Annotated in this window: 23 protein-coding genes; 3 read left to right on the top strand and 20 right to left on the bottom strand. The window is 59.1% G+C overall.

Translation table 11 applies throughout. The features are described from left to right. Nucleotides 1–22: 22 nt before the first annotated feature. On the top strand, nucleotides 23–952 hold the full coding sequence (locus F4V60_RS05135; protein WP_075729644.1) for an HNH endonuclease signature motif containing protein: 930 nt from the start codon (nucleotides 23–25) through the stop codon (nucleotides 950–952). On the opposite strand, the gene F4V60_RS05130 is transcribed toward F4V60_RS05135, so the two are convergent. Genes F4V60_RS05130 through F4V60_RS05095 form a run of 8 tightly spaced genes read right to left on the bottom strand, consistent with a single transcriptional unit; the run spans nucleotide 949 to nucleotide 10,228 of the window. Then, nucleotides 949–3,267: a bifunctional lysylphosphatidylglycerol flippase/synthetase MprF gene (locus F4V60_RS05130; RefSeq protein WP_075729643.1), complete on the bottom strand. Its 2,319-nt coding sequence runs from the start codon at nucleotides 3,265–3,267 to the stop codon at nucleotides 949–951. The genes F4V60_RS05135 and F4V60_RS05130 overlap by 4 nt on opposite strands. Beyond that, entirely contained in the window at nucleotides 3,254–4,465 is a 1,212-nt protein-coding gene (locus F4V60_RS05125) for an alpha/beta hydrolase (protein WP_075729642.1), read from the bottom strand. Before F4V60_RS05125 ends, F4V60_RS05130 begins: the two co-directional genes overlap by 14 nt. A gap of 48 nt (nucleotides 4,466–4,513) precedes the next feature. Then, the gene (locus F4V60_RS05120; RefSeq protein ID WP_075729641.1) at nucleotides 4,514–5,641 is read right to left on the bottom strand and encodes a cysteine desulfurase family protein; all 1,128 of its coding nucleotides are present in this window, start codon (nucleotides 5,639–5,641) and stop codon (nucleotides 4,514–4,516) included. Continuing rightward, on the bottom strand, nucleotides 5,641–6,582 hold the full coding sequence (locus F4V60_RS05115; protein WP_075729640.1) for an electron transfer flavoprotein subunit alpha/FixB family protein: 942 nt from the start codon (nucleotides 6,580–6,582) through the stop codon (nucleotides 5,641–5,643). The genes F4V60_RS05120 and F4V60_RS05115 overlap by 1 nt, the downstream gene beginning before the upstream one ends. A gap of 8 nt (nucleotides 6,583–6,590) precedes the next feature. Next, entirely contained in the window at nucleotides 6,591–7,373 is a 783-nt protein-coding gene (locus F4V60_RS05110; RefSeq protein WP_075729639.1) for an electron transfer flavoprotein subunit beta/FixA family protein, read from the bottom strand. A 24-nt stretch (nucleotides 7,374–7,397) separates the two neighbouring features. Then, a complete protein-coding gene (locus F4V60_RS05105; RefSeq protein WP_075729638.1) occupies nucleotides 7,398–8,549 on the bottom strand; it encodes a THUMP-like domain-containing protein in 1,152 nt (383 codons plus the stop codon). An 8-nt stretch (nucleotides 8,550–8,557) separates the two neighbouring features. Beyond that, complete coding sequence (locus F4V60_RS05100; RefSeq protein WP_075729637.1) at nucleotides 8,558–9,385, bottom strand: NUDIX hydrolase; 828 nt, start codon at nucleotides 9,383–9,385, stop codon at nucleotides 8,558–8,560. 24 nt (nucleotides 9,386–9,409) lie between these two features. Next, nucleotides 9,410–10,228, bottom strand: coding sequence for an ABC transporter ATP-binding protein (locus tag F4V60_RS05095; protein ID WP_075729636.1), 819 nt, complete (start codon nucleotides 10,226–10,228; stop codon nucleotides 9,410–9,412). 58 nt (nucleotides 10,229–10,286) lie between these two features. Between F4V60_RS05095 and F4V60_RS05090 the strand changes: the two genes are divergently transcribed. Further along, complete coding sequence (locus F4V60_RS05090) at nucleotides 10,287–12,296, top strand: maltotransferase domain-containing protein (protein WP_075729635.1); 2,010 nt, start codon at nucleotides 10,287–10,289, stop codon at nucleotides 12,294–12,296. A 74-nt stretch (nucleotides 12,297–12,370) separates the two neighbouring features. Continuing rightward, complete coding sequence (gene glgB / locus F4V60_RS05085; RefSeq protein WP_075729634.1) at nucleotides 12,371–14,491, top strand: 1,4-alpha-glucan branching protein GlgB; 2,121 nt, start codon at nucleotides 12,371–12,373, stop codon at nucleotides 14,489–14,491. 26 nt (nucleotides 14,492–14,517) lie between these two features. Here the strand turns inward: glgB and F4V60_RS05080 are convergent, their stop codons facing one another. The 12 genes from F4V60_RS05080 to F4V60_RS05025 form a co-directional block, all read right to left on the bottom strand. Further along, nucleotides 14,518–16,092: a peptide ABC transporter substrate-binding protein gene (locus tag F4V60_RS05080; protein ID WP_075729633.1), complete on the bottom strand. Its 1,575-nt coding sequence runs from the start codon at nucleotides 16,090–16,092 to the stop codon at nucleotides 14,518–14,520. A 119-nt stretch (nucleotides 16,093–16,211) separates the two neighbouring features. Next, nucleotides 16,212–17,633, bottom strand: coding sequence for a cation:dicarboxylate symporter family transporter (locus F4V60_RS05075; RefSeq protein WP_075729632.1), 1,422 nt, complete (start codon nucleotides 17,631–17,633; stop codon nucleotides 16,212–16,214). 264 nt (nucleotides 17,634–17,897) lie between these two features. After that, nucleotides 17,898–18,800 carry a tetratricopeptide repeat protein gene (locus tag F4V60_RS05070; RefSeq protein WP_075729631.1) on the bottom strand — a complete coding sequence of 301 codons (903 nt, stop codon included), beginning with the start codon at nucleotides 18,798–18,800 and terminating at the stop codon, nucleotides 17,898–17,900. Continuing rightward, nucleotides 18,801–19,109 (bottom strand): thiamine-binding protein, encoded by a 309-nt coding sequence (locus F4V60_RS05065; RefSeq protein ID WP_075729630.1) that lies wholly within the window; start codon nucleotides 19,107–19,109, stop codon nucleotides 18,801–18,803. It abuts the gene before it with no gap. Between the two features lie 10 nt (nucleotides 19,110–19,119). After that, the gene (locus F4V60_RS12735) at nucleotides 19,120–19,404 is read right to left on the bottom strand and encodes a hypothetical protein (protein ID WP_075729629.1); all 285 of its coding nucleotides are present in this window, start codon (nucleotides 19,402–19,404) and stop codon (nucleotides 19,120–19,122) included. Next, the gene (gene nucS / locus F4V60_RS05055) at nucleotides 19,404–20,096 is read right to left on the bottom strand and encodes an endonuclease NucS (RefSeq protein ID WP_075729628.1); all 693 of its coding nucleotides are present in this window, start codon (nucleotides 20,094–20,096) and stop codon (nucleotides 19,404–19,406) included. The genes F4V60_RS12735 and nucS overlap by 1 nt, the downstream gene beginning before the upstream one ends. Before the next feature lie 24 nt (nucleotides 20,097–20,120). Further along, nucleotides 20,121–20,594: a DUF2550 domain-containing protein gene (locus F4V60_RS05050; protein WP_075729627.1), complete on the bottom strand. Its 474-nt coding sequence runs from the start codon at nucleotides 20,592–20,594 to the stop codon at nucleotides 20,121–20,123. A gap of 243 nt (nucleotides 20,595–20,837) precedes the next feature. Continuing rightward, nucleotides 20,838–21,206 carry a F0F1 ATP synthase subunit epsilon gene (locus F4V60_RS05045; RefSeq protein WP_075729626.1) on the bottom strand — a complete coding sequence of 123 codons (369 nt, stop codon included), beginning with the start codon at nucleotides 21,204–21,206 and terminating at the stop codon, nucleotides 20,838–20,840. A 10-nt stretch (nucleotides 21,207–21,216) separates the two neighbouring features. Next, nucleotides 21,217–22,662, bottom strand: a complete 1,446-nt coding sequence (atpD, locus tag F4V60_RS05040; RefSeq protein WP_075729625.1) for a F0F1 ATP synthase subunit beta — start codon at nucleotides 22,660–22,662, stop codon at nucleotides 21,217–21,219. A gap of 3 nt (nucleotides 22,663–22,665) precedes the next feature. Next, nucleotides 22,666–23,667: a F0F1 ATP synthase subunit gamma gene (locus F4V60_RS05035; protein ID WP_075729624.1), complete on the bottom strand. Its 1,002-nt coding sequence runs from the start codon at nucleotides 23,665–23,667 to the stop codon at nucleotides 22,666–22,668. Nucleotides 23,668–23,726: 59 nt separating this feature from the next. Next, nucleotides 23,727–25,367, bottom strand: coding sequence for a F0F1 ATP synthase subunit alpha (atpA, locus tag F4V60_RS05030; protein WP_075729623.1), 1,641 nt, complete (start codon nucleotides 25,365–25,367; stop codon nucleotides 23,727–23,729). A gap of 62 nt (nucleotides 25,368–25,429) precedes the next feature. Continuing rightward, nucleotides 25,430–26,245 (bottom strand): F0F1 ATP synthase subunit delta, encoded by an 816-nt coding sequence (locus F4V60_RS05025; protein ID WP_075729622.1) that lies wholly within the window; start codon nucleotides 26,243–26,245, stop codon nucleotides 25,430–25,432. Nucleotides 26,246–26,248 lie beyond the last annotated feature (3 nt).

The following is a 26,248-nucleotide window of genomic DNA, read 5'->3' as shown; positions in this document are numbered from 1 at the left end:
GGAGAAAACTTGTTTAACTACAATGCCGTCAACGACGGCTACCAATTCGGCAGCCATCGATGCCACCTTGTGCAAGCTTGGAAATGACGCCACAGAAGCCCTCGAGCGGATCGATGCTGAAATAGCCCGTTACCTGACGGCCAGTAGGCCTTGCCAGCACCTTCCTTCCGCACGAGCCATTCGCAATAAAATCAACGCCCTCATCGCCCAAGAAGATGAAAGCCTAAGCACCCAGGATTCCACTGAGCCAGAGGACACTTATCACGTATTCGCACTCTCTAGCACGCGCTCTTGCCTCAGCGCCGAGTACGATTCCGCCACCGCCCTTATCCTTGACGAGCACATCAGGCAGACTGCAGAAAATCTAGACGTTTCCCCTGCTGAGGCCCTGGCGCGCCTTATCAAAGGAGAAGCAGCAGGCGCGGCGAACGTGAAGCTCCACGTCTACCGAGCCTCGGACGTGCATAACGCGCCTGCCTTTGTCAAGGCTGCTGGCTGGATTTACCCAGATGTGGCAGATCAGTACTGTGCCACGTCCACCCGGGATATAGACGCTGCGGCCACAGCCACCAGCAAGAGCTACTCCACCCCGGCGCACATCGGAGCTTTCGTCGAGGGCCGCGACGGAACCTGCCGCTGGCCAGGATGCAGCCGCCAGGCGCACCAATGCCAAAAAGACCATCGCATCGACTTCGCCGCAGGTGGCCCCACCGCCGCAAGCAATCTGGCTAGTTTGTGCCAGCATCACCACAACATCAAGACTGATGGGCGCGCGTTCTGTATTATGGACCCCTTCACGGGTGACATCGTGTGGCTTTTTGAGAACGGGCGCTGGGAGTACGACGAAGCAACCGGCCCTTTAGCACCGAAAGCCAAGAACTGGGTCCAAAGCGTCGGGCAGGCCATAACTCGGCGCCGCGACAACGCGCACGACGATGCTAAGAAAGACTAGCTCTTGCGAGACTCACTCCACGTCTTGACCACAGACAGGGCATCGCTTGCGCGCAAGGTAGGCAGATAAGCATGCAGGACCGACAAACCGATGGAAGGCAGTGATAGTTCATCCTCATAGCACAAGTACCAAGGGACCTCCTCTGGCTGGAACTTGCGCTTGCTGGCGGCCAAGGAACGGAAGCCATAGAGAGGCTCGATTTCTGAGCCCACGCGAGTCAAAGCTGCGTCGAGAAGCTTGGGGTCTTCGTGCTCCCCTGCCAAGGGAGCACCGGAAAGGGAGATCCATTGCTTTCCCTCGGACGCGGCAATGAGCAATGCCTCGGAGAGGAGAAACTCCATCACGCCCTTAAATGCGTCATCTTCGCGGCGCATGACATCGAGGGTGTATCCAACGATCTCACCGGAGCGACGCACGGGCATCCAGCTTGTTACACCGTGCAGCTTTCCCTGCTCATCGATGGCGTAGAGAATCTTGGTGCCAGGTTCCTGCATCTCGGTCAGTCCGCCCAAAGTAAAGCCCATCTCTGGAAGAGCTTTCTCGGAGACCCAATCCTCTGACAAGGCCTCAATCTTGCTGGCCACCGAACGGGTGAGGTCGTCCCACTCAGTCCAGTGGGTCTCGATTCCTTCTTTCTTCGCCTTGTTGCGAGCAGTACGAATGTTTTGGAACTTCTTGCCTTTGAACTCGGTGTTCTCGCAGCTAAGGACGGCTTCTTCCGCGACTTCCAAGCGCTTGAGCTGCGGGTGGGCATCCGCGTATTCCGCAGAAACCGAGTACCACGCAGGGGTCCAACCCTGCTCACGGGCAAATTCCTCGAACTGCAGAGAAATGTCTTTTCCAACTGGAGCGCCCAAGGTAAGCGCAATGCCATTGGCTACCCGGTATGCAACGTAAGAGTCCTCGTGGAAGAAGTAACGATTGCCCTGCCAAATGGTCATGAAGGAGAGATGATCACCAGAGGTAGCCTCGAGGATCTCTCGCGCGCGCCGCCGATCGGCTTCCTGGACTGGGTCCGCAGGGCGGGTAAAGGCACGATAAAGCAAAACAGCACACACTGTCCAAAAGACGTTGCCCACCCATTCGTAGAGGAGCCAGCTCAGCCAGCTGCTGGGAAGGACCGCATGCGGCAGCATCAAAGCGACGACGGTGGGCATAAACCGCAAGGGAAGCTCTTGCAACGCTGCGCTTGGCGAAGTCCCCCCGACGAAACTGTCAGGAAAAATCACCGCACCGAGGAACCACACGGCAGCGCAAACAAATCCAGTGATGGCTGCGATACCGAGGTACTTGCGCAGCACTACGCGATTCTCGTTCACGCTAAAAAGCCTGCGAGTAAGAATCAGGACTACTAGAGTAAACGCCCACGGAGTCAGGACCGCGACGAGGTTGAGTCCGTAGATGAAGAAATTCTCTCGGTCAAAGTCCCAGACTTGAATAACCAGCAGAGCCATTGTGAAAATCTGCAGCGCGCTGGCCAACCACCATGCGAGGCGGCGGCCGCGGATAAGACCAAAGCACAGGACCAGCTGAATAACCAGCGGCATAAGGTTTGCCACAGCGGGGCCGATGCCCTGCATACGTGCCAGATCGGATGCGGCAAGGCAGGCGGCCGAAGCAGAATCAAGGCCGCAGGCCATTCCCACCTCGAGGTTGGAGAGCGTCGGCGCCCAAATCAGTTGTGTAATCTGAGAAAACGGGCCTTCGGCCGAGGGGTTGATGGCGACGAGAAACGGCCCCAGTGCGACCGCACCAGCCACGATGGCCACGAGGGTGCGCCGCTCTTTGACTGAGGGCTTGGTGCGCTGCTCCGAGTGAACAAGAACGCCAGCGACGATGGAGGTTACTGCGGCGACGACACCGAGGACGTCGGAAAGCGAGCCCGAGTAGAGCATCGACGTCAGAGTTAAGGCCAGCAAAGCCACCCTAAATCGGCGGCGCCACAGCCGGGACATGGAGGCAGAAGCAAATCCCGCAGTACCCGCAATCCAGCCCATGGGAGTGAGATTGTTGCTGTGGAGAAGATCGTCTCCCCACTGGTTCAGGCCGGAAATCTCAATTCCGCGGGCAGTAACGAGTGCTAGGGGCGCACAGATTATCTGAAAAGCCAGCCCCACGACGACGTATTTCTTGGTGCGCAGTACATACTCGGCGGGTGCGCTAAGACCCAGCGCCATGAGAGTCAGGACCACAAGCCCGCCCACTGAAGGAGCGCTGAGCCCAAACTTTGAGACCAATTCGCCGCCAAGGAAGAAGAACAACCACATGGCGACGATCAGTATTGCCGTCGCCGGTGTTCTTCTAAGAACGGACATCCTTCTCCTCAATTCCGTCGAAAGGATCTACTTTAACTTCGATCCCGCCTCGCCCTGCCGCCCAGGCAAAGGCCTCCCGCAGGCCTGGGCGCCACACTTGGAAAGAGTGCCCACCAGGCCGCGTTCCATAGTAGTTTTTAATTCCGGCCTTGGCCGCGAGTTCGCTCTGGTTCTTTAGAGCTGCAACCGACGCCGAATCATCAACGCCGGCGATAAAAACCGCCTCGAGGTTAGGATACTTGTTCTTCTGAAGCAGATGGACCGGGTCTTGGGCGTTGTAGCGAGTCTCATCTCCTCCGAAAAACTTTTGAACTGTCGCTGCGTGGTCTCCGATGGTCGGCTGGGCCTCGCCAGAGATATTGATGACCGAGCCGAAGGCATCCGGATGGTTGGTGGCAATCTGCATGGCACACGTACCACCGTAGGAAAGCCCCGCGACCGTCCAGTGGCTCTGGTCCTTGTCTACTCGAAAACTCGACTTAATCCCCGCCGGCACGTCTTCGGCCAGATAGGTCATCACCTTTGCCACGTCCGAGTCCGCACAGATGGGGTTTGCCGTCTCGGAGCCAGTGGCATCTACCGCAATAACGATGGGGCTCATGCCGTCATTCGTGGCCTGAAACTGATCAGCAGTCTCGGCGGCCTCGCCGGAGCCAAACCACTGGTCTGGCCCTCCGGGGTTTCCGTGCAGAAGCACCATAACCGGTAGTTTTGCACCCTTCCAATAAGCGGGGGGAAGGTAGGCTATGGCCTGCCGTGCTTGGAAGCCGGACTTCTTGCCGGGAATATCCACGTGTACAAGCGCTGCTTGATCGGAGGACTTGAGGGAGGAGAACTCCTTGTAGTCCATATCCTTGGCCACTTCACGCGGATCAAGGGAACCTATGTTGGGATAGGTTTGATACTCCATATTTGCCAGACCCGCTGTCGCGAGCGCTGCCACGAGGCCCAAGCTGATCATGATGCGCCGCGGCTTACTCAAAAAAGCAGCAACGGGAACAATTCCGGCAGCGAAGAGGTAGAGCGGCACCTGCCACGTACGCATGAAAAACCACGTGATGAGAACTACGAGGAGGGCCACCGCAAAGGGCCAGATTTTCTTACGCCAAGCCACAACCAACGCGATGATTCCGAGGATTGCGAAGAAGATAACGCCGTCGACGGGATCAGCCAGCGGAAGGTTAAAAAGGAAATTCACTCATCAAGGATAGGCTCTTATTAATCAATTCCGCCTGAGAATAAGCTGTTAACCCAGTGCCGAAACACTTCGAGCACGGTCGATGACTTCAGGCAGACGGGCAAGCACGAAATCGATGTCATCTTCGGTGGTACCTCGCCCCAAGCTGAAGCGCAGAGAGCCCAGGCCATCGTGCTCAGTTATGCCCATCGCCTCAAGCACGTGAGACATGCGGTTTACCCCCGCATGGCAGGCAGAACCGGTCGATGCCTCAATGCCGAGCTGATCCAAAAGTAGGATGAGGCTGTCACCGTCAGTACCGGGAAAAGACACGTGCAGATGCGAGGGCAGACAGGGCTCCACGGAGTTGAGCAGGACGTTGTCGATCGAGGCCAGAATTCCTTCGCGCAGTCTGTCGCGCAGCTTTCCCACGCGCACGGACTCTGCGGCAGACTCACGCAAAGACTCGTCCAAGGCAGCAGCCAGTCCCGCCGCACTCGCCACATCTACGGTTCCAGGCCGGATACCGCGCTCCTGCCCGCCACCGAAGGCAATGGGTTGGGGCGCAGGCGCGCGTCGCGCCAGCAAGAGACCTATGCCGCGAGGGCCACCGAACTTGTGGGCGCTCGCCGCCAGGGTAGCCGCGCCGAGGGAGTCAAAGTCAAAGTCAAGCTTTCCCGTTACTTGCACCGCATCGATGTGGACTGGGGTGTCGACCGCGCTGGCCCGCGCAATGAACTCATCGATAGGCTGTATGACGCCGGTTTCGTTGTTGGCCCACATGCACGTGGCGACGTCGGCCGGTGAATCGAGGGCGCTGAGATCATGGATACGCCCATCGCGCCCGACGTCTAGCAGATCTACTTGGGCACCTTGAGCGGCCAAGTAGCTCACGGTCTCCTTAATCGCAGGGTGTTCGATAGGAGTGGACACCACGCGCTTGTGGCTCCCCGCGCGGTACAGACCCTGCACCGCGATGTTATCGGACTCGGTGCCTGAGGAGGTGAAAATCACCTCGATGGGCTCGCAGCCCAAGAGCCGGGCCACGGTCTCTCTGGCCTCGTCGAGTACAGATCGCGCACGGCGCCCCGAAGCGTATTGCGCACCGGGGTTGAGACTAGCGGCGGCAGAAACCCAGGCGTCGATGGCGCACTGACGCATGGGCTGAGTCGCCGCGTAGTCAAAATAATGCGACATTACTTGCGCGATTCCAGCTGTTCTACCAGGGCAGGGACAATCTCATGGAGGTCCCCGACAACGCCAAGATCCGCGATCTTGAAGAAGGGCTCGTCTTGGTCTTGGTTGATAACCACGATCGTCCCGGAGGTCTGCATGCCTGAAGTATGCTGAATCGCTCCGGAAATACCCAGGCCAATGTAGAGATCCGGGGAAACAGTAACACCGGTCTGCCCCACCTGACTCGAGGCCTCGTAGAAGCCCTCATCCACCGCGTCACGGGTGGCACCTATGGCGCCGCCAAGGACGTCGGCAAGCGGCTCGACGATGGCCGCGAACTCATCGCCCACACCGCGCCCGCCGGCAACCACTACCTTGGCCGCGCTTAACTCTGGGCGCGCCGACTTGGGAGCAGGCTCAAAGGAAGTCACCTGGACATCTTTGGATGTTGCGGCAGGCAGTGGCATCGGAGCGGCGGCTGCAGCTGCCGGCTGTGGTTGAGCCGCCACTGCACCCGCGCGCAAGGTGTAGATGGGCGCAGGACCCGACGCGGTTGCTGTTGCCTCATAGGATCCGCCGAAGATGCGCAAGTGTGCGCTGCCATTGGCATTGATGGCATCGACGTTTGCCAAGGCGCCGGAGGCCAGGCGAGCAGAAAGACGCCCGGCGATTTCGTTATTGGTCGGGGTGGCGGCCATGATGATCGGCGCGGGATTAGCCGCACCGAGGGCATGCAGCGCGTCAACCTCCGGAAGAATAAGCCGCTGCTCGTAGTCGGCGGCGGTGGCCTGCACCACCTGCGCAGCGCCCAAGGCACCGAGCTCGGCATCGAACTCATCGGCCTGCTTGCCGACGACGACTGCTGAGACCGTGCCCAGTACCCGCGCGGCGGTAATCAATTCGGCGGTGACGGGATTCAGAGCGCCTGCCTCGTGCTCGACGAGGACATAAACGTGAGACATATGTACTCCTAAATCAGGTTCTTAGCGGCGAGGAAGTCTACGATTTGTGAAGCCGCAGCAGCCGGGTTGGGGTCCGTGATGAGCTCGCCGGCGGTGCGCTCGGGACGACGTGAGGCCTCCACCACCGTGGTAGTGGGGGCAACGGCAGAAATGCCCAAAGACGCAAGATCCACAGTGGTGATCTCCGCCTTCTTTGCCGCCATGAGTCCCTTGAAGTTGGGGAAACGGGGCTTATCGGCCTTATCCGTGACCGAAGCAATAGCGGGAAGGTTGGCCTGCAACTCGAAGCGTCCACGGGAATCTACCCGAACGCCGCGCAGAGTCTGCCCCTCCAAAGTAAGCGACTGCATCTCCGTCATGGCGGGGATCTGCCGATACTCGGACAAAAGCCCGGCTAGCAGGCCGGTATAAGAGTCCGAGGCGGCATTGCCCATGGTGATAATGGCGACGTCCTCGATGGTGTTGATCGCGGCGTTGAGCGTCCAGGCCGTAGAAAGCGCATCGGAACCGGCCAGCGAGTCATCGAGGACATGCACGGCGTCATCCGCGCCCATGGCCAGCGCCTTGCGCAGCGCATCTGCAGCTGCGGCGGGGCCCATCGTCAGCGCGATGACGCGGAAACCGGCCTCCGGGTTATCGTCACGCAGGCGCAGTGCTTGCTCGACCGAGTACTCATTAATCTCGTCGATGACGTTATCGACACTGACGCGATCCGAGGTGTAGTCCGCCTCGAGCGACTTAGTGGACCACGTATCCGGCACGTGTTTGACCAGGGCCACGATTGCTGGCATTGGGCATTTACCTTTCCGATAGATTTATATTGCGAAATTCTCCTCGCCCGATACTACTCGGGGACCGCATACCAAGGCGACTCCCTGCGTTCCGATGCGCGTGAGCACCACTGCCATCGCTTTATCCCCGCGCAGCTTGAGCTTCTTGCGCAGTTGATCAGGGTCGATATCTAGCCCCCGAACCAGAATCTCCACCGCGCCGGCACCGCGGGCATGCAGCACCGACTTGAGGCTTTTGAGCGGCACCTTTTCGAGGAAGGGAAAGCCCGAGGCACCTGCCGGAATGGACTCCCCCGTCAGATAAGCAATGCGGTGATCCAGCTGGTGCAGACCGTGCCTAGCGCCGTAGTGGCGCACCAATCCCGCGCGCACCACCGCACCATCCGGGTCGATGATAAAACTCCCAATTTCTCCGGACTCCGGCAGATCTTCAGTGCGGAAGTCTTGGCCATCGAGGACGTCGACTTCCCCCGTCGCGGAGATCATCACCGCTCTGCGTCCGCTTCCAAGCCCCGGAGTATAAAGGCACGCCTCCTTGACTCCCCCAGCCAGGCTAGAGACCACAACAAGGCCCTCCCACTGGCTGAAGTCGAGGCCGGGCGCACACTTTACCGCCAGCTCACCACGGTGAGCATCCACCAGATCCGGAAGGGGCGGCAGGAGTTGGTCAGGGTGGGTAATTCTCCTGCCCCCGGCCCGGCGCGCAGGATCGGCCACGATGACATCAGCCGTCGAAGTCACCGTCAGGGCGTCGGCCTGAAAGAAGTGTCCCTCCGGCACGTTATAGCGCGCCATCTCCAGGCGCACGCGGTCTAAGTCCGAGCCAAAGTAGGAAATACCCGCCGAGTGCATCGCTGCGCCTTCAGTTCCGATTGAACACGTGACGTCCTGCACGAGGCTGACTCCGAACTCAGCAAGAAGGCGTGCACGGTAGCGCGCCACAGGCAGCGCCGTAGCCTGCTGCACCGATTCGCCGTCCATGAGCCAGCGTCCGGGCAGCTTTGCGCTCCGGCGTGCTTTGAGAAGCTCCGCCACCACGCGCCCGTGCTCCCCAAATTGGGCACGGAGCTTAGCGACGTCCTCCAGCTGGGTCTTCTTGCTCATCTCAAGGTCCAACGCGGAGATCTCGGCTGCGTGCTGGCGCAGATAATCGATGTCAGAAAGCTCAAAACTCATAGTGAGGATCAGATTCTATCTATGGGGTTGGCGGTGAAGAACTCACGGTACTGCGGATCATCTACTGGGTCGCCGATGATGAGGCGGAGATCGGAATAGGAGGCATCCTGCAGCGCCTCGCCCACGGTGGAGTAGGAAGCTAAGCGCCGAATCTGCGCCCACGTGGGCAACGCGAGCCTTACTAGCCCTGCGCGCCAGCCATCCATGATGAGTCCGGGGCGAAACCATCCGGCATCATCGGCCTCCATGGTATTTCCATCCGGCTCCTGCCCTTCGGGCAAGACTCCGAGGAAGAAGAATGTGTCAAACCATTGACCGCGGTCCTCGCCAGCCCAACGCGCCCAAGGCAGCAGCATGTCCGCGTCGACGCGCATGCCATTGTTGGCCAAGAACTCGGTAAAGGAGATGACGTGGGCTTCAAGCAGCTCCCGCTCGCGGTGATAGCGGCTGGCATCGGAGATAATGCCGTCGTCGCGGATGGCAAGCAGGGTGCCTGATTCTTCAAAGAGTTCACGCGCGGCGGCGAACACGAGGGCGTGGGCCTTGTACTTAGTCACGCCCATCCGCCTGGCCATGGAGACTACAGAGCGTCCTGCCCATTGCTCTCCGGAGTCCCACATGCGGGGAGGAAAGTCACGGGGATCAACCCCACCGCCGGGGAACACCGCATGCCCCGGATAGGTTTTCATCGTAGAGACTCGCTCTTGGACCCACACCTCAAGTCCCTCGGCGCTATCACGCAGCAACAGCACCGTCACCGCGAGCCGACCCCCGTTAAACCCCGAGGTGTCTTGAGGGTCAACAGCATCTAAGGGGTCAAAACCGGGATCGATCATAAAACGCTCGCTTTTAGGGTCTCTCTAGCGAAGACGGCGGGCGAAGTATCTATCCCCGATCCGGTCGACCTGGATCGGTTGATGAAACGCCGCGGTAAGGTTCTTGGAATTAAGGACCGAATTGATAAGTCCTTTGGCCACGACCTTACCCTCATCAAGGAGCATGGCATGGGTAAAGCCGAAAGGAATCTCCTCGACGTGGTGAGTAATCATTACTATCGCCGGAGCATCGGCGTCCAATGCAAGCTCTCCTAGGTAGCCCACGAGGTCCTCGCGTCCGCCCAAGTCCATGCCTGCGGAGGGCTCGTCCAAGATGAGCAGCTCGGGGTTAGACATCAGGGCTCGCGCGAGTATGACGCGCTTCTTCTCGCCCTCCGACAGTGTTCCCCAGTAACGCTTGGCAAGATGGCGAGCGCCTACCTGTTCGAGGATGTCGAAGGCTCGGGAAAAGTCCATGTCTTGATACTCTTCGCGCCAGCGCCCCAACACGGCGTAGCCGGCGGAGATGACAAGATCGTCGACCCTCTCGTCATCCGGAATGCGGTGTTGGACGGCCGCGGAGGAGATTCCAATCTGGGCGCGGAGATCACGCAAGTCGGTCTTGCCTATTCTTTCGCCCATCAAGAATGCTTCCCCGGATGAGGGGTATTCCTCAGCGGCGGCCATACGCACGAGGGAGGTCTTTCCCGCCCCATTCGGCCCGATGATTACCCAGCGCTCGTCGAGCTCGACTTGCCAGTCCACCGGCCCTACGAGAGTCTTGCCTCCGCGGCGCAATTCGACGCCACGGAAATCGATGAGCCAGTCTTGCTCTGTTGGAGTTACGTCATTCACATCCACCATTGTGGCCGATTAAGAACTTGTCCGTCGAAAGTGACACCCCTGCATTAGTCTAAAGATTATGACTTCCCGCCTTGTTATCGACGATGTTCGCCCTCACATCAGCTCCGGCACGCTGCCTTCGAAGGCCGTCGTGGGAGAGGTAGTGCCCATTACAGCCCTGGTGTGGCGCGAAGGACACGATGCCGTCGCCGCCACGTTGTCGGTGTGGCCTGCGCTTACTGGTGAGGTTTCTTCCTCGACCATGTCTTTTGACCCCGACAACCCCGACCGGGTGCACGGGCTGTTTAGCCCCTCGGCGCCGGGGCGTTGGTTCTTCCGCGTCGATGCGTGGTCTGATCCTATTGCGACGTGGCGCAATGCCGTGACCAAGAAGATGGCTGCTGGCCAGCAGGCCGCCGAGCTGTCGAATGATCTTCTTATCGGTTCTGAGTTCTTCTCGCGCGCTGCCTTGCAGACCCCCACCGATCATGCCGAGCCGCTCTTTGTTGCTTCGCGTTGCCTAGCGGATGATAATTTGGCCCTAGCAGATAGGGTGCAGGTGGCGCTTTCCGCCGAGGTCGAGGAGATCTTGGCGGAGCATCCTTTGCGCGAGCTCATCGTCGACGGCGCCATCCACGAGGTCGTGGTTGAGCGCCGCGAGGCTCTTTATAACTCCTGGTACGAGCTCTTCCCGCGCTCTACTGGCGGGTGGGATGAGGAAGGAAACCCCGTGCACGGCACCTTTGCCACCACCGCGCAGGCTTTGGAAAGAGTTGCCGCCATGGGCTTCGATACGGTCTATTTCCCACCCATCCATCCCATCGGCAAGGTACACCGCAAGGGTAAAAACAACAGCGTTGTGGCCCAGCCCGATGATGTGGGCTCTCCTTGGGCCATCCAGGACCACTCCGCCACGCACCCGCGCCTGGGCACGATGGAAGAGTTCCGCGCACTGGTCTCCCACGCTCGCTCCCTGGGCCTAGAGGTAGCGCTGGATCTCGCGCTACAGGCCTCCCCCGATCACCCTTGGGCACAGACGCACCCGGAGTTCTTCACAGTGCTTCCCGACGGCACTATTGCTTACGCGGAGAACCCCCCTAAGAAGTACCAGGACATCTACCCCCTGAATTTCGATAACGATCCCGCGGGCATCTACGCGGAGATCTACCGCATCACCATGATCTGGGTAGAGGCCGGCGTGACAGTATTCCGGGTAGATAATCCGCATACTAAGCCTGCGGGATTCTGGTCCTGGCTCATTGCCAAAGTCCACTCCACTCACCCGGAAATCATTTTCTTGGCAGAGGCTTTTACTAGGGCGCCCCGGCTTTTTGGCCTTGCCAAGTCTGGTTTCTCTCAGTCTTATACGTACTTCACGTGGCAAACCTCGAAACATGATCTCACGGAGCTTGCCAAGCTGCACGTCGAGCAGGCCGATATCTGCCGCCCCAACTTCTTTGTCAATACCCCGGATATTTTGCACGCATCCCTGCAAACCGGGGGCCGAGCCATGTTCGCCATCCGTGCTGCCTTGGCCGCCACTCTCTCCCCAGCCTGGGGCGTGTATTCCGGATTCGAGCTCTACGAGCATCGCGCCGTAGCCCCTGGCAGCGAGGAGTACCTCGACTCGGAGAAGTACGAGCTACGCCCGCGTGATTTCCAGTCCGCAGTCAAGTCCGGAGACTCGCTTGAGGCCTATATCCGGCTGCTCAACTACATCCGGCGGGAGAATCCTGCCCTTCAGCAGCTGCGCAACCTCCACTTCCACAACACCGATAACAACAACATTATGGCCTACTCCAAGGTCGATACGGTCTCCGGCAATGTCGTGCTGGTGGTGATCAACCTCGATCCCCGCAACCCGCAGGAAGCCACGGTCTATGTCGATCTTCCGGCTATCGGACTCGAGCCCCGCGCGACTTATCCCGTCAGTGATGCGATTACGGGCGCGGTCTATCACTGGGCGGACCGCAACTTCGTGCGCCTGGAGCCTTTGAGGGATGTCGCGCATATCTTTGTCCTCCCCGATGTTGATCCCGCCGAAAGCGCGCACCTTGCCTGGCGCGAGGTGGAGGACTACCGCCCTTAGAGTTTTCCCCGCAGCCCACAAGCGCAGCCAGTATTATCTCCACCAGCACAAACGCAGTTAGGTAGTCTCAAGTCATGCACATTCCCACCGCCGATCTCGAACGCCTCGACAATTGCCGCCATTACAATCCTCACGGATTCTATGGCTGGCATGACGGAGTCGTCTCCACCCGTCGCCCCGGTGCCGAAGCCATCGATGTGGTCACCAAAGGCGCCGTCATTCCCATGCGCAATGTCGGACACGATGTATGGGAGGCACCTCTTCCCGTAGAAAGTGACTACCGCCTGCGCATCACTTATCCTTTCCAATCCCCGGTCGATGTCGCCGATGGCTATCATTTTCTTCCTACTCTGGGAAGTGTCGATCTCTACCTCATCGGCGAGGGGCGCCACGAGAGGTTGTGGGAAGTCCTCGGAGCCAACCTCAAGACCTATGAGACGGATATGGGCACCGTCAGCGGTGTCGCCTTCGCGGTGTGGGCTCCCAACGCCGAGGGTGTAGCCGTCATTGGTCCGTTCTGCGGTTGGAATCCCACGCAATATCCTTTGCGTTGCCTCGGTGCCACCGGGATTTGGGAAGTCTTCATTCCGGGGCTTGAGGCGGGCAGCGAGTACAAGTTCGCTATCCACACCAATGATGGGCGCCGGATCGATAAGTCCGATCCCCTGGCCAAGCGTACTTTTTCCCCGCCCGCCACCTCCTCTGTTGTCGAGGAGAGCTCTTATCACTGGGGTGATGATTCCTGGATGCAGGCACGCGATAGCGACCTAAACAAGCCCATGAGCATCTACGAAGTTCACGTCGGGTCGTGGAAAATAGGAGCAGACTACGACAGCCTGCGCCAGGAGCTCATCCCCTACCTGCTGGAGCATGCCTACACCCATGTCGAGTTCCTGCCTGTGGCTGAGCATCCTTTTGGCGGTTCTTGGGGCTATCAAGTTACCGGCTACTATGCGACCTCTGCCCGCTGGGGCAGTCCCGATGATCTGCGCGCCCTGATTGACGCACTCCATCAAGCTGGAATTGGCGTCATCGTCGACTGGGTACCCGCACACTTTCCCAAGGATGAGTTTGCGCTCGGACGTTTCGACGGCCAGGCCGTTTATGAACACCCGGATCCGCGCCGCGGTGAGCAAGCAGATTGGGGCACCTATGTCTTCGACTTCGGGCGCAATGAGGTCCGCAACTTCCTCGTCGCCAACGCCTTGTACTGGGCGGAATGCTTCCACGTCGATGGGCTGCGGGTGGACGCCGTGGCCTCAATGCTCTACCTGGACTACTCACGCGATGACTGGCTGCCCAACCAGTACGGCGGCCGCGAGAACCTCGAAGCGGTGCAATTCCTCCAAGAAACCAACGCCACGATGAATCGCGTGCACCCCGGTGTATTAACCATCGCGGAGGAGTCCACCTCCTGGCCGGGAGTCACCGCTTCCACCGCCGATGGTGGGCTGGGTTTCTCCCTCAAATGGAACATGGGGTGGATGAATGACACACTCGAGTACTTCGCCCATGAGCCGGTTCACCGCTCCTATCACCACGGTGAGCTGACTTTCTCCATGGTCTACGCCTACTCCGAGCGCTATGTCTTGCCCTTCAGCCACGATGAGGTTGTGCACGGGAAGGGCTCGCTATGGACGCGCATGCCGGGAGATGATTGGAACAAGGCCGCTGGACTGCGCGCCCTCTATGGATACATGTTCACGCACCCGGGCAAGAAACTGATGTTTATGGGCCAGGAATTTGGCCAGACCTCCGAGTGGTCTGAGGCCAACTCGGTGGACTGGGCCAACTTGGAGGGCTGGGGCAGCGAGTGGCATCACGGCATCAAGCGCCTGGTGCGTGACCTCAACCGTGTCTACCGCTCTACTCCTGCTCTCTGGTCTCAAGACTTCCAGGACCAAGGCTTCCAGTGGGTCAAGGCGGATGACTCCAGCAATAATATGTTGGGATACGTTCGCTACGGCTCGGACGGTTCTGCACTCTTGGCCGTCTGTAATTTTTCTGGCTCGACCATTTCCAACTACCAACTGTGGGTCCCCCGCAACGGTGCTTGGGACCTCGTCATCAACACCGATGATGCTGTCTACCAAGGCGCTGGAAATGACATCAGCGGGCAGGTGCTCTCGGCGAATAACTCGCTCGAGATCTTCCTGCCCGCCAACTCCGTGCAGTGGTACCTCTTCCGCGGATAGGAAGAGCTACTGCTACTACTGTCCGTCTACTGTTTGGTGATGTTGTAGTAGACGGGCAGGGACTTCCAACTAAACTCCACGTTGTCGACGTTTTCAGACCAGCCGCCCACCACGTTGGGATAGAAGAGCGGGATGGCGGGTAGGTCACGCAAGAGCAGCTCTTGAGCTTGGTTATAGAGGCGGGCTGCCTGCGCGGCGTCTTGCGCGCCATTGGCCTCCACGATGAGTCGGTCGAACTCGGGGTTGGCGTACTTAGAGTCATTCGAAGCGACTCCGGTGGTGAAGTTCGGGCCCAAGAAGTTGCCCATCGAGGGATAGTCCGCCAGCCATGCAGTTCGATACGCACCGTCCATGCGCTCGGTTCGATACGCGTCGCGGAAGGACTTGAAGTCTGGGAAGGGATTTCCTATGGCCTGGATGCCCAGCGTATTGCTGATGTTATTGGCCACTGCATCGGCCCAGTCCTTGTTGTCCCCGTCGACGTTGTAGTTTATTGGGAACTCGCCCGCGAAAGCACCGTAGGTCTCATCCGCTTCCTGCCACAAGCGCTGTGCCTCACTCGGATTGAAGTCGAGGTTCTCGGAGCCGGGCAGGTTGGGGTCGTAGCCTTCTAGCACCGGAGACGTGAACTCACGCGCTGGAGTGCGAGTGCCGTTGAAGATAGTTTCCGCGATCGCCGGGCGATCGATGGCCATCGACACCGCCTTGCGGCGAATCTTGCCCTCTTCCCCGCTAAAGTGCGGGGTCTCCTCATGAATAGACATCTCCAGGTACGTGGCAGCCGGCTTGGTTTCCGAGCGGGTACCGAGGTCTTGTTGGTAGGAGCCGAAGGAGGCCGAGGGAATTGCCTCTAAGACATCAAGGTTATTGGCCAGAAGATCCATGTAGGCGGCATCTGTATCAGAGTAGAAGACATATTCTAGGCCCTCATTTTGGGCCACGCGCTCCCCGCCGTACTCCGGATTAGGCTCAATCTTGAGCGAGCGGTTATGGTCCCAGCTTACGATCTTGTACGGACCGTTGGACACAGGAGTTTCGCCAAAGCCGTCCATGTCCTCTAGTGCTGCGGGCGGGAGGGGGAAGTAAGCGTTGTATCCCAGCCGAGTGGGGAAATCAGACTCTGGCTGAGTGAGCTCGATGCTAAACGTGCGATCATCAATGACTTTGAGGCCCTCGAGCTTGTCCACTCCGGGCTCATAGCCAAGAATGGAAGAAAAGAAACTCTCGTTGAGCTGCTCGTTGGCAACAGCAAAATTCCACGTATCGACGAAGCTCTCGGCATTGACGGGGCTGCCATCGGAGAATGCAAGGTCTGGCTTGAGATGTACCCGGTAGGTGCGGTCGCCCTCTAGGTCGATGGACTCAGCCATCTCGTTGTGTACTTTTCCATCCGCGTCGTAGTAGACCAATCCGGAGAAAAGCATATCCACCACTCGCCCGCCGCCGTTCTCATTGGTCATGCCGGGAATGAGGCCTTGCTGGGGCTCCGTGCCGAGGACGCGAACGTAGTTCGCTTCGCTTCCGCCGGAGTCCCCAGCAATACACGCTGCGAGGCCAAGTACGAGGGTGGAGGCCGACAATCCGGCGATCAACTTCTTCATTGAGTTTTCCTTCAGTGCCTAGAGATATAAGTACTCAGTGTTGCTGAAGAAAAATTAACACAAGCAGACCTGCCGAATTGTCACATCATTACTTAATTATGACTTGGGTTACCCCCGGACTACTTTTGGTAGTTGTCCAGGTCAATCTGCGGGGTGGGCTGCAGCTCGGCGGTGGCTGGGTTCTTGACCGTGGGATTAGACATCTCAACGGTGTTATCAGCCTCGCTCTCGATGTAAGGGAGCTCGCCGTTAAGAACGGAATGCACACGCGGCATGTCGATGGTGTGGGTCCAACGACCCACGAGCACGGTGGCCAGGGCATTGCCCGCGAAGTTGGTAAGCGCACGCGCCTCAGACATGAAGCGGTCGATACCGACGATGACACCAACGCCGTCGAGAAGCTCGGGGCGGTGCGATTGCAGACCAGCCGCCAGCGTGGCCAGGCCTGCGCCAGAGACACCTGCCGCACCCTTGGAGGCGATGATCATGAACACGAGCAAGGAGACCTGCTCCGGCAGGGACATCGGCATGTTCATCGCGTCGGAGATGAAGATGGCGGACAAGGTCAGGTAGATAGCCGTACCATCCAGGTTGAAGGAATAGCCGGTGGGGACAACGATGCCGACGGTCGGCTTGTCGACGCCGAGGTGCTCCATCTTGCGCATCAAGTTGGGCAAAGCCGACTCGGAAGAGGAGGTTGCGACGATGAGCAGGAACTCGCGGCCCAGGTACTTGCACAGTTTCCACATGCTGATTCCACCCAAGAAGCGAGCGATGAGACCCAGCACCACGAACACGAAGAGGAAGCAGGTGATGTAGAAGGCGAGCATCAGCACGGCTAGGGACTTAACAGCCCCGAAGCCGGTGGCGCCGACGACGCCGGCAATGGCACCGAAAGCACCAATCGGAGCGATCCACAGGATCATGCTCAGGATCTTGAAGGTCAGACGCTGGAAGTGGGCGATGCCGCGGAGAATCGGCTCACCGTGCTTGCCCAGTGCCTGCACAGCGAAGCCGGAGAGCAGGGCCACGAAGAGCACCTGCAGGACGGAACCAGAGGTAAAGGCAGAGAAGAAAGTATCCGGGATGATGCCCTGGATGAAACCGGAGAGGCCATGAGCCCCTTCTTCTGCCTGAGCGACGTACTTGTCAGCTTCGCCCGCAGTGGCATGAATATTCAGGCCGGTGCCCGGCTCAATAATGTTGCCAACCAGCAGACCCACGCCGAGGGCGAAGGTCGACATGACAATGAAGTAGGTTAGGGCGATACCGCCCGCGCGACCAACGGAGGCAGCGGCGCGAACGGAGCCGATGCCCAGCACGATGGTACAGAAGATGACTGGGGCGATGATCATCTTGATCAGGCTGACGAACATGGTTCCGACGATCTTGAAACCCGCTGCTACGTCAGGTGCGACCAGGCCGAATACAATGCCGGAGAAAACCGCGATGATGACTGCGATATAGAGCCAGTGCGTGCGGTCCTTCGTTGGTTTCTTAGACGGGGCGATCTTTGGCCCGTCAGAAGACAGAGTGGACATGGAGAAATCCCCTTTTCAAAAAGTGAGCTGGCTACCAGGCGGGCGCGGGTCACAGGACAATAGGATTGCTAAGTGAAGCGGCTCACAGGCCGGGTATAGGGGGAAAATATACCACTGCACATTGATAGAAAAAATCTCATTGCCGCAGGGGCTAAACCCAAATTAACCCCGGGGTACGCCACGGGGTTAATTTAAGGAGGGAATTAAATGGGCATATATGGGTCAGCAGCCACCATTCCTCCTCCATTTTGGGGAATTAAGTATTTAATACAGGGCACTAGCCAGATCTGTACGAGCCTGAAGTACACGCGGGTCCGAGCCCTCAAAAAGAGTGAAAAGCTCCAGCAGCCGTTCTTTCAAAGCCTGTTTCTCAGCACCGGCGCTGCGAGAAATAGCCCCGATGAGACGTGAGAAAGCCTTCTCTGCAACGCCAGCAGCTACCTCGGCATCGGCAGCGAGCAGCTGCTTTTCCGTATCGGCCTGGTCAGAATCTGCGGCGGCGATGGGATCTGCGCCGTTGCTGCCCGCTGCCAAACGCTTGAGCACGACTGCCATTGCGCGGGCCTTTTTAACCTCGCCGTTGGAGGGTTCTGCGGCAAGGATCTTGTCATAAGAGGCAATAGCCGCACCGACATCGCCACGGTTGAGCTCATCCTCGGCGGCCACCAAGCGCGGATCGGCCTCTTCTGGGGCTTCTTCTTGCGAGGACTCCTGCGGCAAGCCTTTTAACTGAGGACCGAGTTTGGCTACTAGAGCCTGAGTCCACTGCTCCAATGCCTCGACCGGCTGACCGCCCTCGAAGTTGGTGACCGGCTGCCCTGCGGCGAGAGCGACCGTTGTTGGAAGGTTGCGCACGCCAAATACCTGTGCAACTTGGGGCACAGCATCAGCGTCAACATAAGCCACGATGAAGGAATGGTTGCCTTTTGCAGCCAGCGCCGAGAAGTCCGCTTTAAGTTGCTCCGATGCTGGCGAGCGCGGGGAACCAATAAGCACGACAACGGGCACCTGCGCCGAGCGCCGGACGACCTCTGCCTCGAAGTTCTCCGGGGTTACCTCAACAAAGGAAGCTACCGCTGGAGCGCTATCTTCGCGGTGTTCCGCGCGCTCTTTCAGCGCCCCCAAATCAAGAGCACCGTTGACGAAAGGGGAACGTGGATTCGTCATCTAAGAGCTCTCCCCCAAGCGGCGGTTTACGGCCTCGACCTTCTGGGTAAGCTGCCCGGTCACGCCCTCCCGAATATCTGCCTTAATAACTAAGGAAGTTCGCGGAGAAACCGCACGCACAGCATCGGTGGCCTTCTTAATCACGCCGAATACCTCATCCCACTCTCCTTCGATGAGAGTGAACATGGCATTGGTCTCATTGGGAAGACCCGAGGCACGGACAACGCGCACAGCCTCGGCCACAGCCGCAGACATCTCTGCGGAGTCATTATCAACAACCGCGGGGGCAACAGAAAATGCAACAATCATGAGGCCTATCCTACCTTCGCTCCCAACAGTGGCGGTGCCAGTGCCGCCGGTCTTCACCCTGCCGGCCGGTATCGCGTGGCCAGGCCACTACATGCGCCACCCCGGGCGGAATATTTTGGTTACATCCGGGGCAGACGTAGAACTTCGTTGCCCGTGCCGAGCCGATCTGTCGCACCACATAGGTCTCACCGTGAGTCCAGCTGGGACCTTCCACGCTTTGGGAGCCGAAGAAAGATGTTCCATCCGGCGGCAAATAGCGCGGCTGACTCCTCTGCCTCCGATTGCGGCGCGGCACTAGAACAACCGCAGCTCATTGGACTCAATGCCGCGCAGATCCTGATAGTTCAAGATGACGCAGCGAATCCCTCGATCTTCGGCCAAGGTTCGCGCCTGGGGCTTAATCTCCTGGGCGGCGAAAACCCCCTGCACCGGCTTGAGCAACTCGTCCCGATTGAGCAACTCAAGGTAGCGCGTAAGCTGCTCTACCCCATCGATGCCGCCACGGCGCTTGACCTCAATGGCAACAAACTTCTTATCGGCATCACGAGCCATAATATCGACGGGCCCGATGGCCGTGGGATACTCTCGACGCACCAACGTATAGCCCTTACCAATGGTGTCGATGTGTTCTGCCAACAATGCCTGCAGGTGAGCTTCTACCCCGTCCTTGACCAGGCCGGGGTCCTCTCCCAACTCGACCGAAATGTCCTGGTGAATCTGCGACACCGTGATGCGCAGCTGCTCGCCCTTTGGGCTTTCGACTAACCACAGCTCATCCCCGGTGTCCTCACCATCAATGTCCGTGATTGGGCTCTGCTCGAGCGTGCAGGGTGGGGTCATCCAGTTCAGCGGCTTATACGCCCGGTCATCGGCGTGGATCGACACAGAACCATCCGCCTTGATGAGGATGAGGCGATCCGCAACGGGCAAGTGAGCATCGAGACGACCGACATAATCTACAGTGCAACGGGCAACTACTAAACGCATGCCCTCTACCCTAGCGGTTGCGAACTATTGCTTGGGATAGCGGGTAGCGCGGCTGCGCAGGCGCTCGAAGTCACGCTTCTCTTGCCTGCGCGAAGGCGCCGATTCGATCCACGCGGTCAAGGCAAGAATGCCGTGTTGATCTGAAGCGAACTCGTACTCGCGTTCCCCGGCACGAAAGTGCAGAACCTCGGTGGCCTCGGGCATAAAAGAAGCCTCGTCGTCATCCAACTTGCGGTTACCAAGAAGTTCGACGTCGAGGCGGTCTAATACGAGATCTGCGGTGGGCCATACGGAGCGAAGCTTATAAAACTTTACGGACTCCCCGATATATCGCAGCATGCCGTGGCGCCAAGAATGAGAATCCTTGGCTGGCATCTTCCGCAGAAGTACGGAAGTGCCGCGCGAGCGCAGACGGAAGAAGCGAAAGGCCGCGAGGAGACCCAACGTCACACAGGCGATGACGAGAAGCCAAAAAATGACCGTAAACAAAGCATCCATTGATGGATCTCCATTCTTGCCACAAACTCACGGGGTCGCTGAAACAATAAGAGAAGTCTAGCGTCTTGCCCCGTGATTTGCCCAATTCCAGCCTCCGGCACTAACGAGACAACGCCCCATAGAAGCCAGGAAGCAATCCCAAAGAAAACAAGAAACCGCACCGACCTCGCAAAGCAAGGTGGTGCGGTTGAGAGCGGGAAGGGCGGTCATTGCTGCCCCTACTCCCCTTATCCTAGGGCTCGGTTAAGCCTGCGCGCGCCGAAGGGCACGCAACGCGGCCTCGGCTCGGGAACGGGTCACCTCGTCCTCGGACTTGAGATCTTCGGTGGCACGGGCCTCGTCGATCTCGGTAGACCAGATTGCCCAGTCTGCGAGCACGGTGATCTTCTTCTGGGATACGGAGAGGAAGCCACCCTGTACGGCGGCGACCAAGCGGTCACCGTCGACGGGGCGAATGGTCACTACGCCGTTATCGATCAACTGACCGATAACTGGCTCGTGTCCAGGAAGCACGCCGATCTCACCCTCGGTGGTCTCAGCCGTGACCATGGTGGCCTGTCCAGACCACAGCATGCGCTCGACGGCAACCAGTTCAGCGGTGATGTCAGCCATGTCGCACTCCCTACTTCTCGGTCAGCTTCTTGTACGCTGCTTCGACGTCGTCCAAGCCACCCAGGCCGTTGAAGGCCTGCTCTGGGTAGTGGTCGAACTCGCCGTTGCAAATGCGCTCGAAAGCCTCGATCGTATCGGTCAAAGGAACGTAGGAACCCGGCAGGCCAGTGAACTTCTCCGCAACGAAGAAGTTCTGTCCCAAGAAACGCTCCAGACGACGTGCACGCTGCACGGTGATCTTGTCTTCCTCAGAGAGCTCATCCATGCCCAGAATTGCGATGATGTCTTGCAATTCCTTGTTCTTCTGAAGGATGCCGATAACGCGCTGGGCGATATCGTAGTGACGCTGGCCAACGATTGACGGCTCGAGGATACGAGAGGTCGAGGACAGCGGGTTCACCGCGGGGTAAATACCCTTGGAGGCGATAGCGCGGTCCAGCTCGGTGGTGGCATCGAGGTGGGCGAAGGTCGTAGCAGGTGCCGGGTCGGTGTAGTCATCGGCCGGCACATAAACGGCCTGCAGCGAGGTAATGGAACGACCCTTGGTGGAGGTAATCCGCTCCTGCAGCACGCCCATCTCATCAGCCAGGGTGGGCTGGTAGCCCACGGCGGAAGGCATGCGGCCCAGAAGGGTCGATACCTCAGAGCCGGCCTGGGTGAAACGGAAGATGTTGTCGATGAACAGCAGCACGTCCTGGTGCTGAACATCGCGGAAGTACTCCGCCATGGTCAAACCGGACAGAGCCACGCGCATACGAACTCCTGGCGGCTCATCCATCTGGCCGAAGACCAAGGCGGTGTCTTGCAACACGCCCATCTCTTCCATTTCCAGGTGGAGGTCGGTGCCCTCACGGGTACGCTCGCCGACGCCGGCGAACACGGAGGTTCCGGAGAACTCGCGAGCAATACGGGTAATCATCTCCTGGATGAGAACCGTCTTGCCCACACCGGCGCCGCCGAAGAGGCCAATCTTTCCGCCCTTGACATAAGGGGTCAGAAGGTCGATGACCTTGATGCCGGTCTCGAGGATTTCGGTCTTGCCCTCAAGCTCGTCGAAAGCCGGGGGCTCGCGGTGGATTCCCCACTGCTCACCGTCACGGCCCAAGCCGGGCTGGTCGAGGCAATCGCCCAAGGCGTTAAAGACGTGGCCCTTGACTACGTCTCCGACTGGGACGGAAATCGGCTTGCCGGTATCACTCACTGCGGCGCCGCGGACGAGTCCGTCGGTCGGTGCCATGGAGATGGTACGGACAAGGTTGTCACCGAGGTGCTGAGCAACCTCAAGGGTGACGGTCTTTGCAACAGCCTCGAGAGAAATCTCGACGGTCAGTGCGTTATACAGTGCCGGCAGTCCGCCGCGCGGGAATTCCACGTCGACGACCGGACCGATGACACGCACCACACGGCCGGCGACAGCCGACGACTGTGTGTTCTGCTCTTGCAGAGCTGAAGTCATAATCTAGTCACTTTCTGCGCTTTCGGCGAGCGCACCAGCGCCACCGACGATCTCTGTAATTTCCTGGGTAATCTGTGCCTGACGTGCCTGGTTGGCCACGCGGGAAAGGTCCTTGACCAATTCCGTCGCGTTATCAGTCGCAGACTTCATAGCAGTACGGCGTGCAGCGGACTCGGCGGCCGAAGCCTCCAAGAACATTTCAAACAGCAGGCGGGAGACATACTGAGGAAGCAGCGCTTCCATCAGGGTATCTGCGTCCGGTTCGAAGTCGTAATCAGGGGTGAGCTGATCTGCCGACTCGGCGTCGGAAAGCGCGGAATCCCCAAGTTGGTATTCCTCGTTCTCGATGACGGGCACAACCGGCAACAACTGCTGGGCGCGCGCGGTCTGAGTCAACATGTTCTCAAACTCGGTGTAGACAACGTGAACGGAATCGAAGCCGCGGACAACCGCGTTCGAATCCCCTCCGTTGGCCTCCGTGTTGAGTCCCGGACGTGCCTTGGCGGTCCCATGGGAACCCGCAACGAAGCCGTCGATCATGTGACGACGGACATCGTGGGTGGACTCCCACGAGGGATCCTGCGAAAAGCCTTCCCAGCTTCCCGCCACCTCGGCCTCGCGGAACTTGTAGAAGCCGACGCCCTTGCTGCCAGTAACGTAGCGGACTACGTCGAATCCTTCCTGCCGGAGCAGTGCCTCGAGCTCAGCCGCCTTCTTGAAGACGTTGTTGTTGTAGCCACCGCACATTCCGCGGTCAGAAGAGACCACGAGAATGGCAGCGACCTTGCCGTCAACACGCTCGCGCAGCATAGAGTGATCCAGCGAGCTCACGGCAGCGAGCCGGTTGAGCACGTTAGCAAGCTCGTGTGCATAAGGCTGTGAAGCCTCCACACGGGCCTGGGCCTTAGTAATGCGCGAGGTAGCGATGAGCTCCTGTGCTTTGGTGATCTTCTTGGTGGAATTGACGGACCGGATGCGGTCGCGCAGTTCACGAAGATTAGCCATAGTGTTCGTTCCTCCCTTCTTGGTATCTAGACGGTTTACTCTGAGAGCTCGACGCAGCCCTAGTTGGCCGTCTTACGGGAGACGCTGAGCTCGGTCTTCTTCACTTCATCCGCGTTGAGGGGATCAACCGGCGCCTCGGTGCCGATGTTGTGTCCCTCGGTGGTGCGGAAGCTAGGAGTGAAGTCCTTCGCTGCCGAGACCAAGGTTTCCTTGGACTCGTCGGTCAAGGCTTTGCCGCCAGCAATCTGCGCGAATACTTCCGGAGCGTGCTGGTTGAGGTACTCGTGAACCTCGACCTCAAAGCGGCGAACGTCTTCAACGGGAACGACGTCGAAGATGCCCTGGTCAGCGAGGAAGATGGAAACCATCTGGTACTCGACCGGCTGCGGGGAGGACTCGGCCTGCTTGAGCAGCTCAACGAGGCGAGCGCCGCGCTCGAGCTGTGCCTTGGAGGCCGCATCCAGGTCCGATGCGAAGGCGGCGAAGGCCTGCAGGTCGCGGTATGCCGCGAGATCCAGACGCAGGTTACCTGCCACCTTCTTCATGCCCTTGGTCTGGGCAGCGCCACCGACGCGGGACACGGAGACACCGACGTTAATTGCCGGACGGACGCCCTGGTTGAACAGGTCGGACTCCAGGAAGACCTGGCCGTCAGTAATGGAAATAACGTTGGTCGGGATGAAGGCCGAAACGTCGTTGGCCTTCGTCTCGATGATCGGCAATGCGGTCATGGAACCGGCACCCATGTCATCGGAAAGCTTCGCTGCGCGCTCGAGCAAACGAGAGTGCAGGTAGAAGACGTCACCCGGGTAAGCCTCGCGCCCTGGCGGACGGCGAAGCAGAAGGGAGATCGCACGGTAGGCCTCGGCCTGCTTGGTGAGATCATCATAAATAATCAGGACGTGCTCGCCCTGGTACATCCAGTGCTGGCCCAGGGCCGCGCCCGAGAAGGGGGCGAGCCACTTAAAGCCTGCGGAATCAGAGGCCGGAGCGGCAACGATGGTGGTGTACTCCAGCGCACCGTGCTGCTCAAGGGTGTGGCGCACACCAGCGATGGTGGTGCCCTTCTGGCCGATAGCAACGTAGATACAACGTACCTGCTTGTCCTTATCGCCAGACTCCCAGTTTGCCTTCTGGTTCAAAATGGTGTCGATGCAGACCGCGGTCTTGCCGGTCTTGCGGTCACCAATGATCAGCTGACGCTGACCGCGACCGATCGGGGTCATGGCGTCGATAGCCTTGATACCCGTCTGCATCGGCTCTTCCACCGGCTGACGCTGCAGCACGGAAGGTGCCTGCAGCTCGAGGACGCGTTCCTCTTCAGCGGCGATGGGACCCAAGCCGTCAATCGGCTGGCCCAATGGGTTGATTACGCGGCCGAGGAATTCCTCGCCCACGGGAATGGAAAGGACCTCGCCGGTCCTCTTGACCTCGTCGCCCTCCTTGAGGGACTCGAAGTTACCCAGCACCACGACGCCAATCGAGTTGGTGTCCAGGTTCTGAGCAACGCCGATGAGGCCGCCTGGGAACTCGAGCAGCTCATTCGCCATAACGGATGGCAGGCCAGAAACCTGCGCAATACCGTCAGCTGCCGAAATTACCGCGCCGACCTCCTCACGGGAGGCCTCCGCGGAGTAGCTCGAGGTGTAGTTCGCAATCGCGCTACGAATCTCATCGGAGGAGATCGTCAGCTCCGCCATGTTCTTCCTGCTCTCGGTAGTATCTTCCAGCAATTACTTGTTTTCACTTCTGTCGTCTTGGTCTATGCCATCTGGGCCCGCAGGCGGGCAATCTTGCCTGCCGTCGAACCGTCAATAACTTCGTCACCAACGCGGATGCGCACACCACCGAGGAGGCTGGTGTCAACCTCAGCATGGATGGACATCGCACGACCATAAATCTTGCCCAGCTTCTCGGCGAGCACTGCCTGCTGGCCTTCGTTCAGCTCTCCAGCAGATGTCACACGCGCAATTTCGCGCCCCTGCAGCGCTGCTGCGGAGTCAGACAAAGCGGAGACATCATCGATGGGGTTGCGCTCGGGGCGTCCGATTGCCTGAAGCGCGAGCGCCTCAGTAAACATCGTGACCTTCCCGTAGAGCACGTTTGCCAGCAATCCGCGCTTGCGTGCGGAAGGAGCAGTGTAATCCGAAAGCAACTGGGTCAGCTCAGCCTCGCGGTCCAGGATCTGGGCGAGACGGTAAAGCTCGTCCTCGACCTGGCCCAGCTGGCCTTGGGACTCGGCTCCGCGCAACAAAGCACGACGTCCGAGGGTGACAAGGCCGTTGACCAAGTCGCGACCGGTGGACCAATGCTCAGAAACTGCGGCCTCGATCACCTGTGCGGCGACCGGAGAAACCTTGTCTCCAAATAGATCCATTGCCAGCTTCTTGCGGGTCTCGGCCGAGGCGGCGGCGTTATTAAGATCGACGCGCAATTCGCGCTCGCCGTCTAGAACGTCGACGACCTCAAAAAGGTCGAGGCCTGCCTGTGCAGCAGTCGCAACAGCGTTGTCGCGGGCTAGGATCTCATCCAGGCGGGTTTCGACGTGTGCGAGAGCTTCGCGGCTAGCTGCCTTCATAGT

The sequence above is a fragment of the Corynebacterium flavescens genome, assembly GCF_008693105.1.
Classification (GTDB): Bacteria; Actinomycetota; Actinomycetes; order Mycobacteriales; family Mycobacteriaceae; genus Corynebacterium; species Corynebacterium flavescens.
The sequence above is the reverse complement of the archived record's forward strand: the minus strand, read 5'-3'. Positions and strand labels throughout refer to the sequence as shown.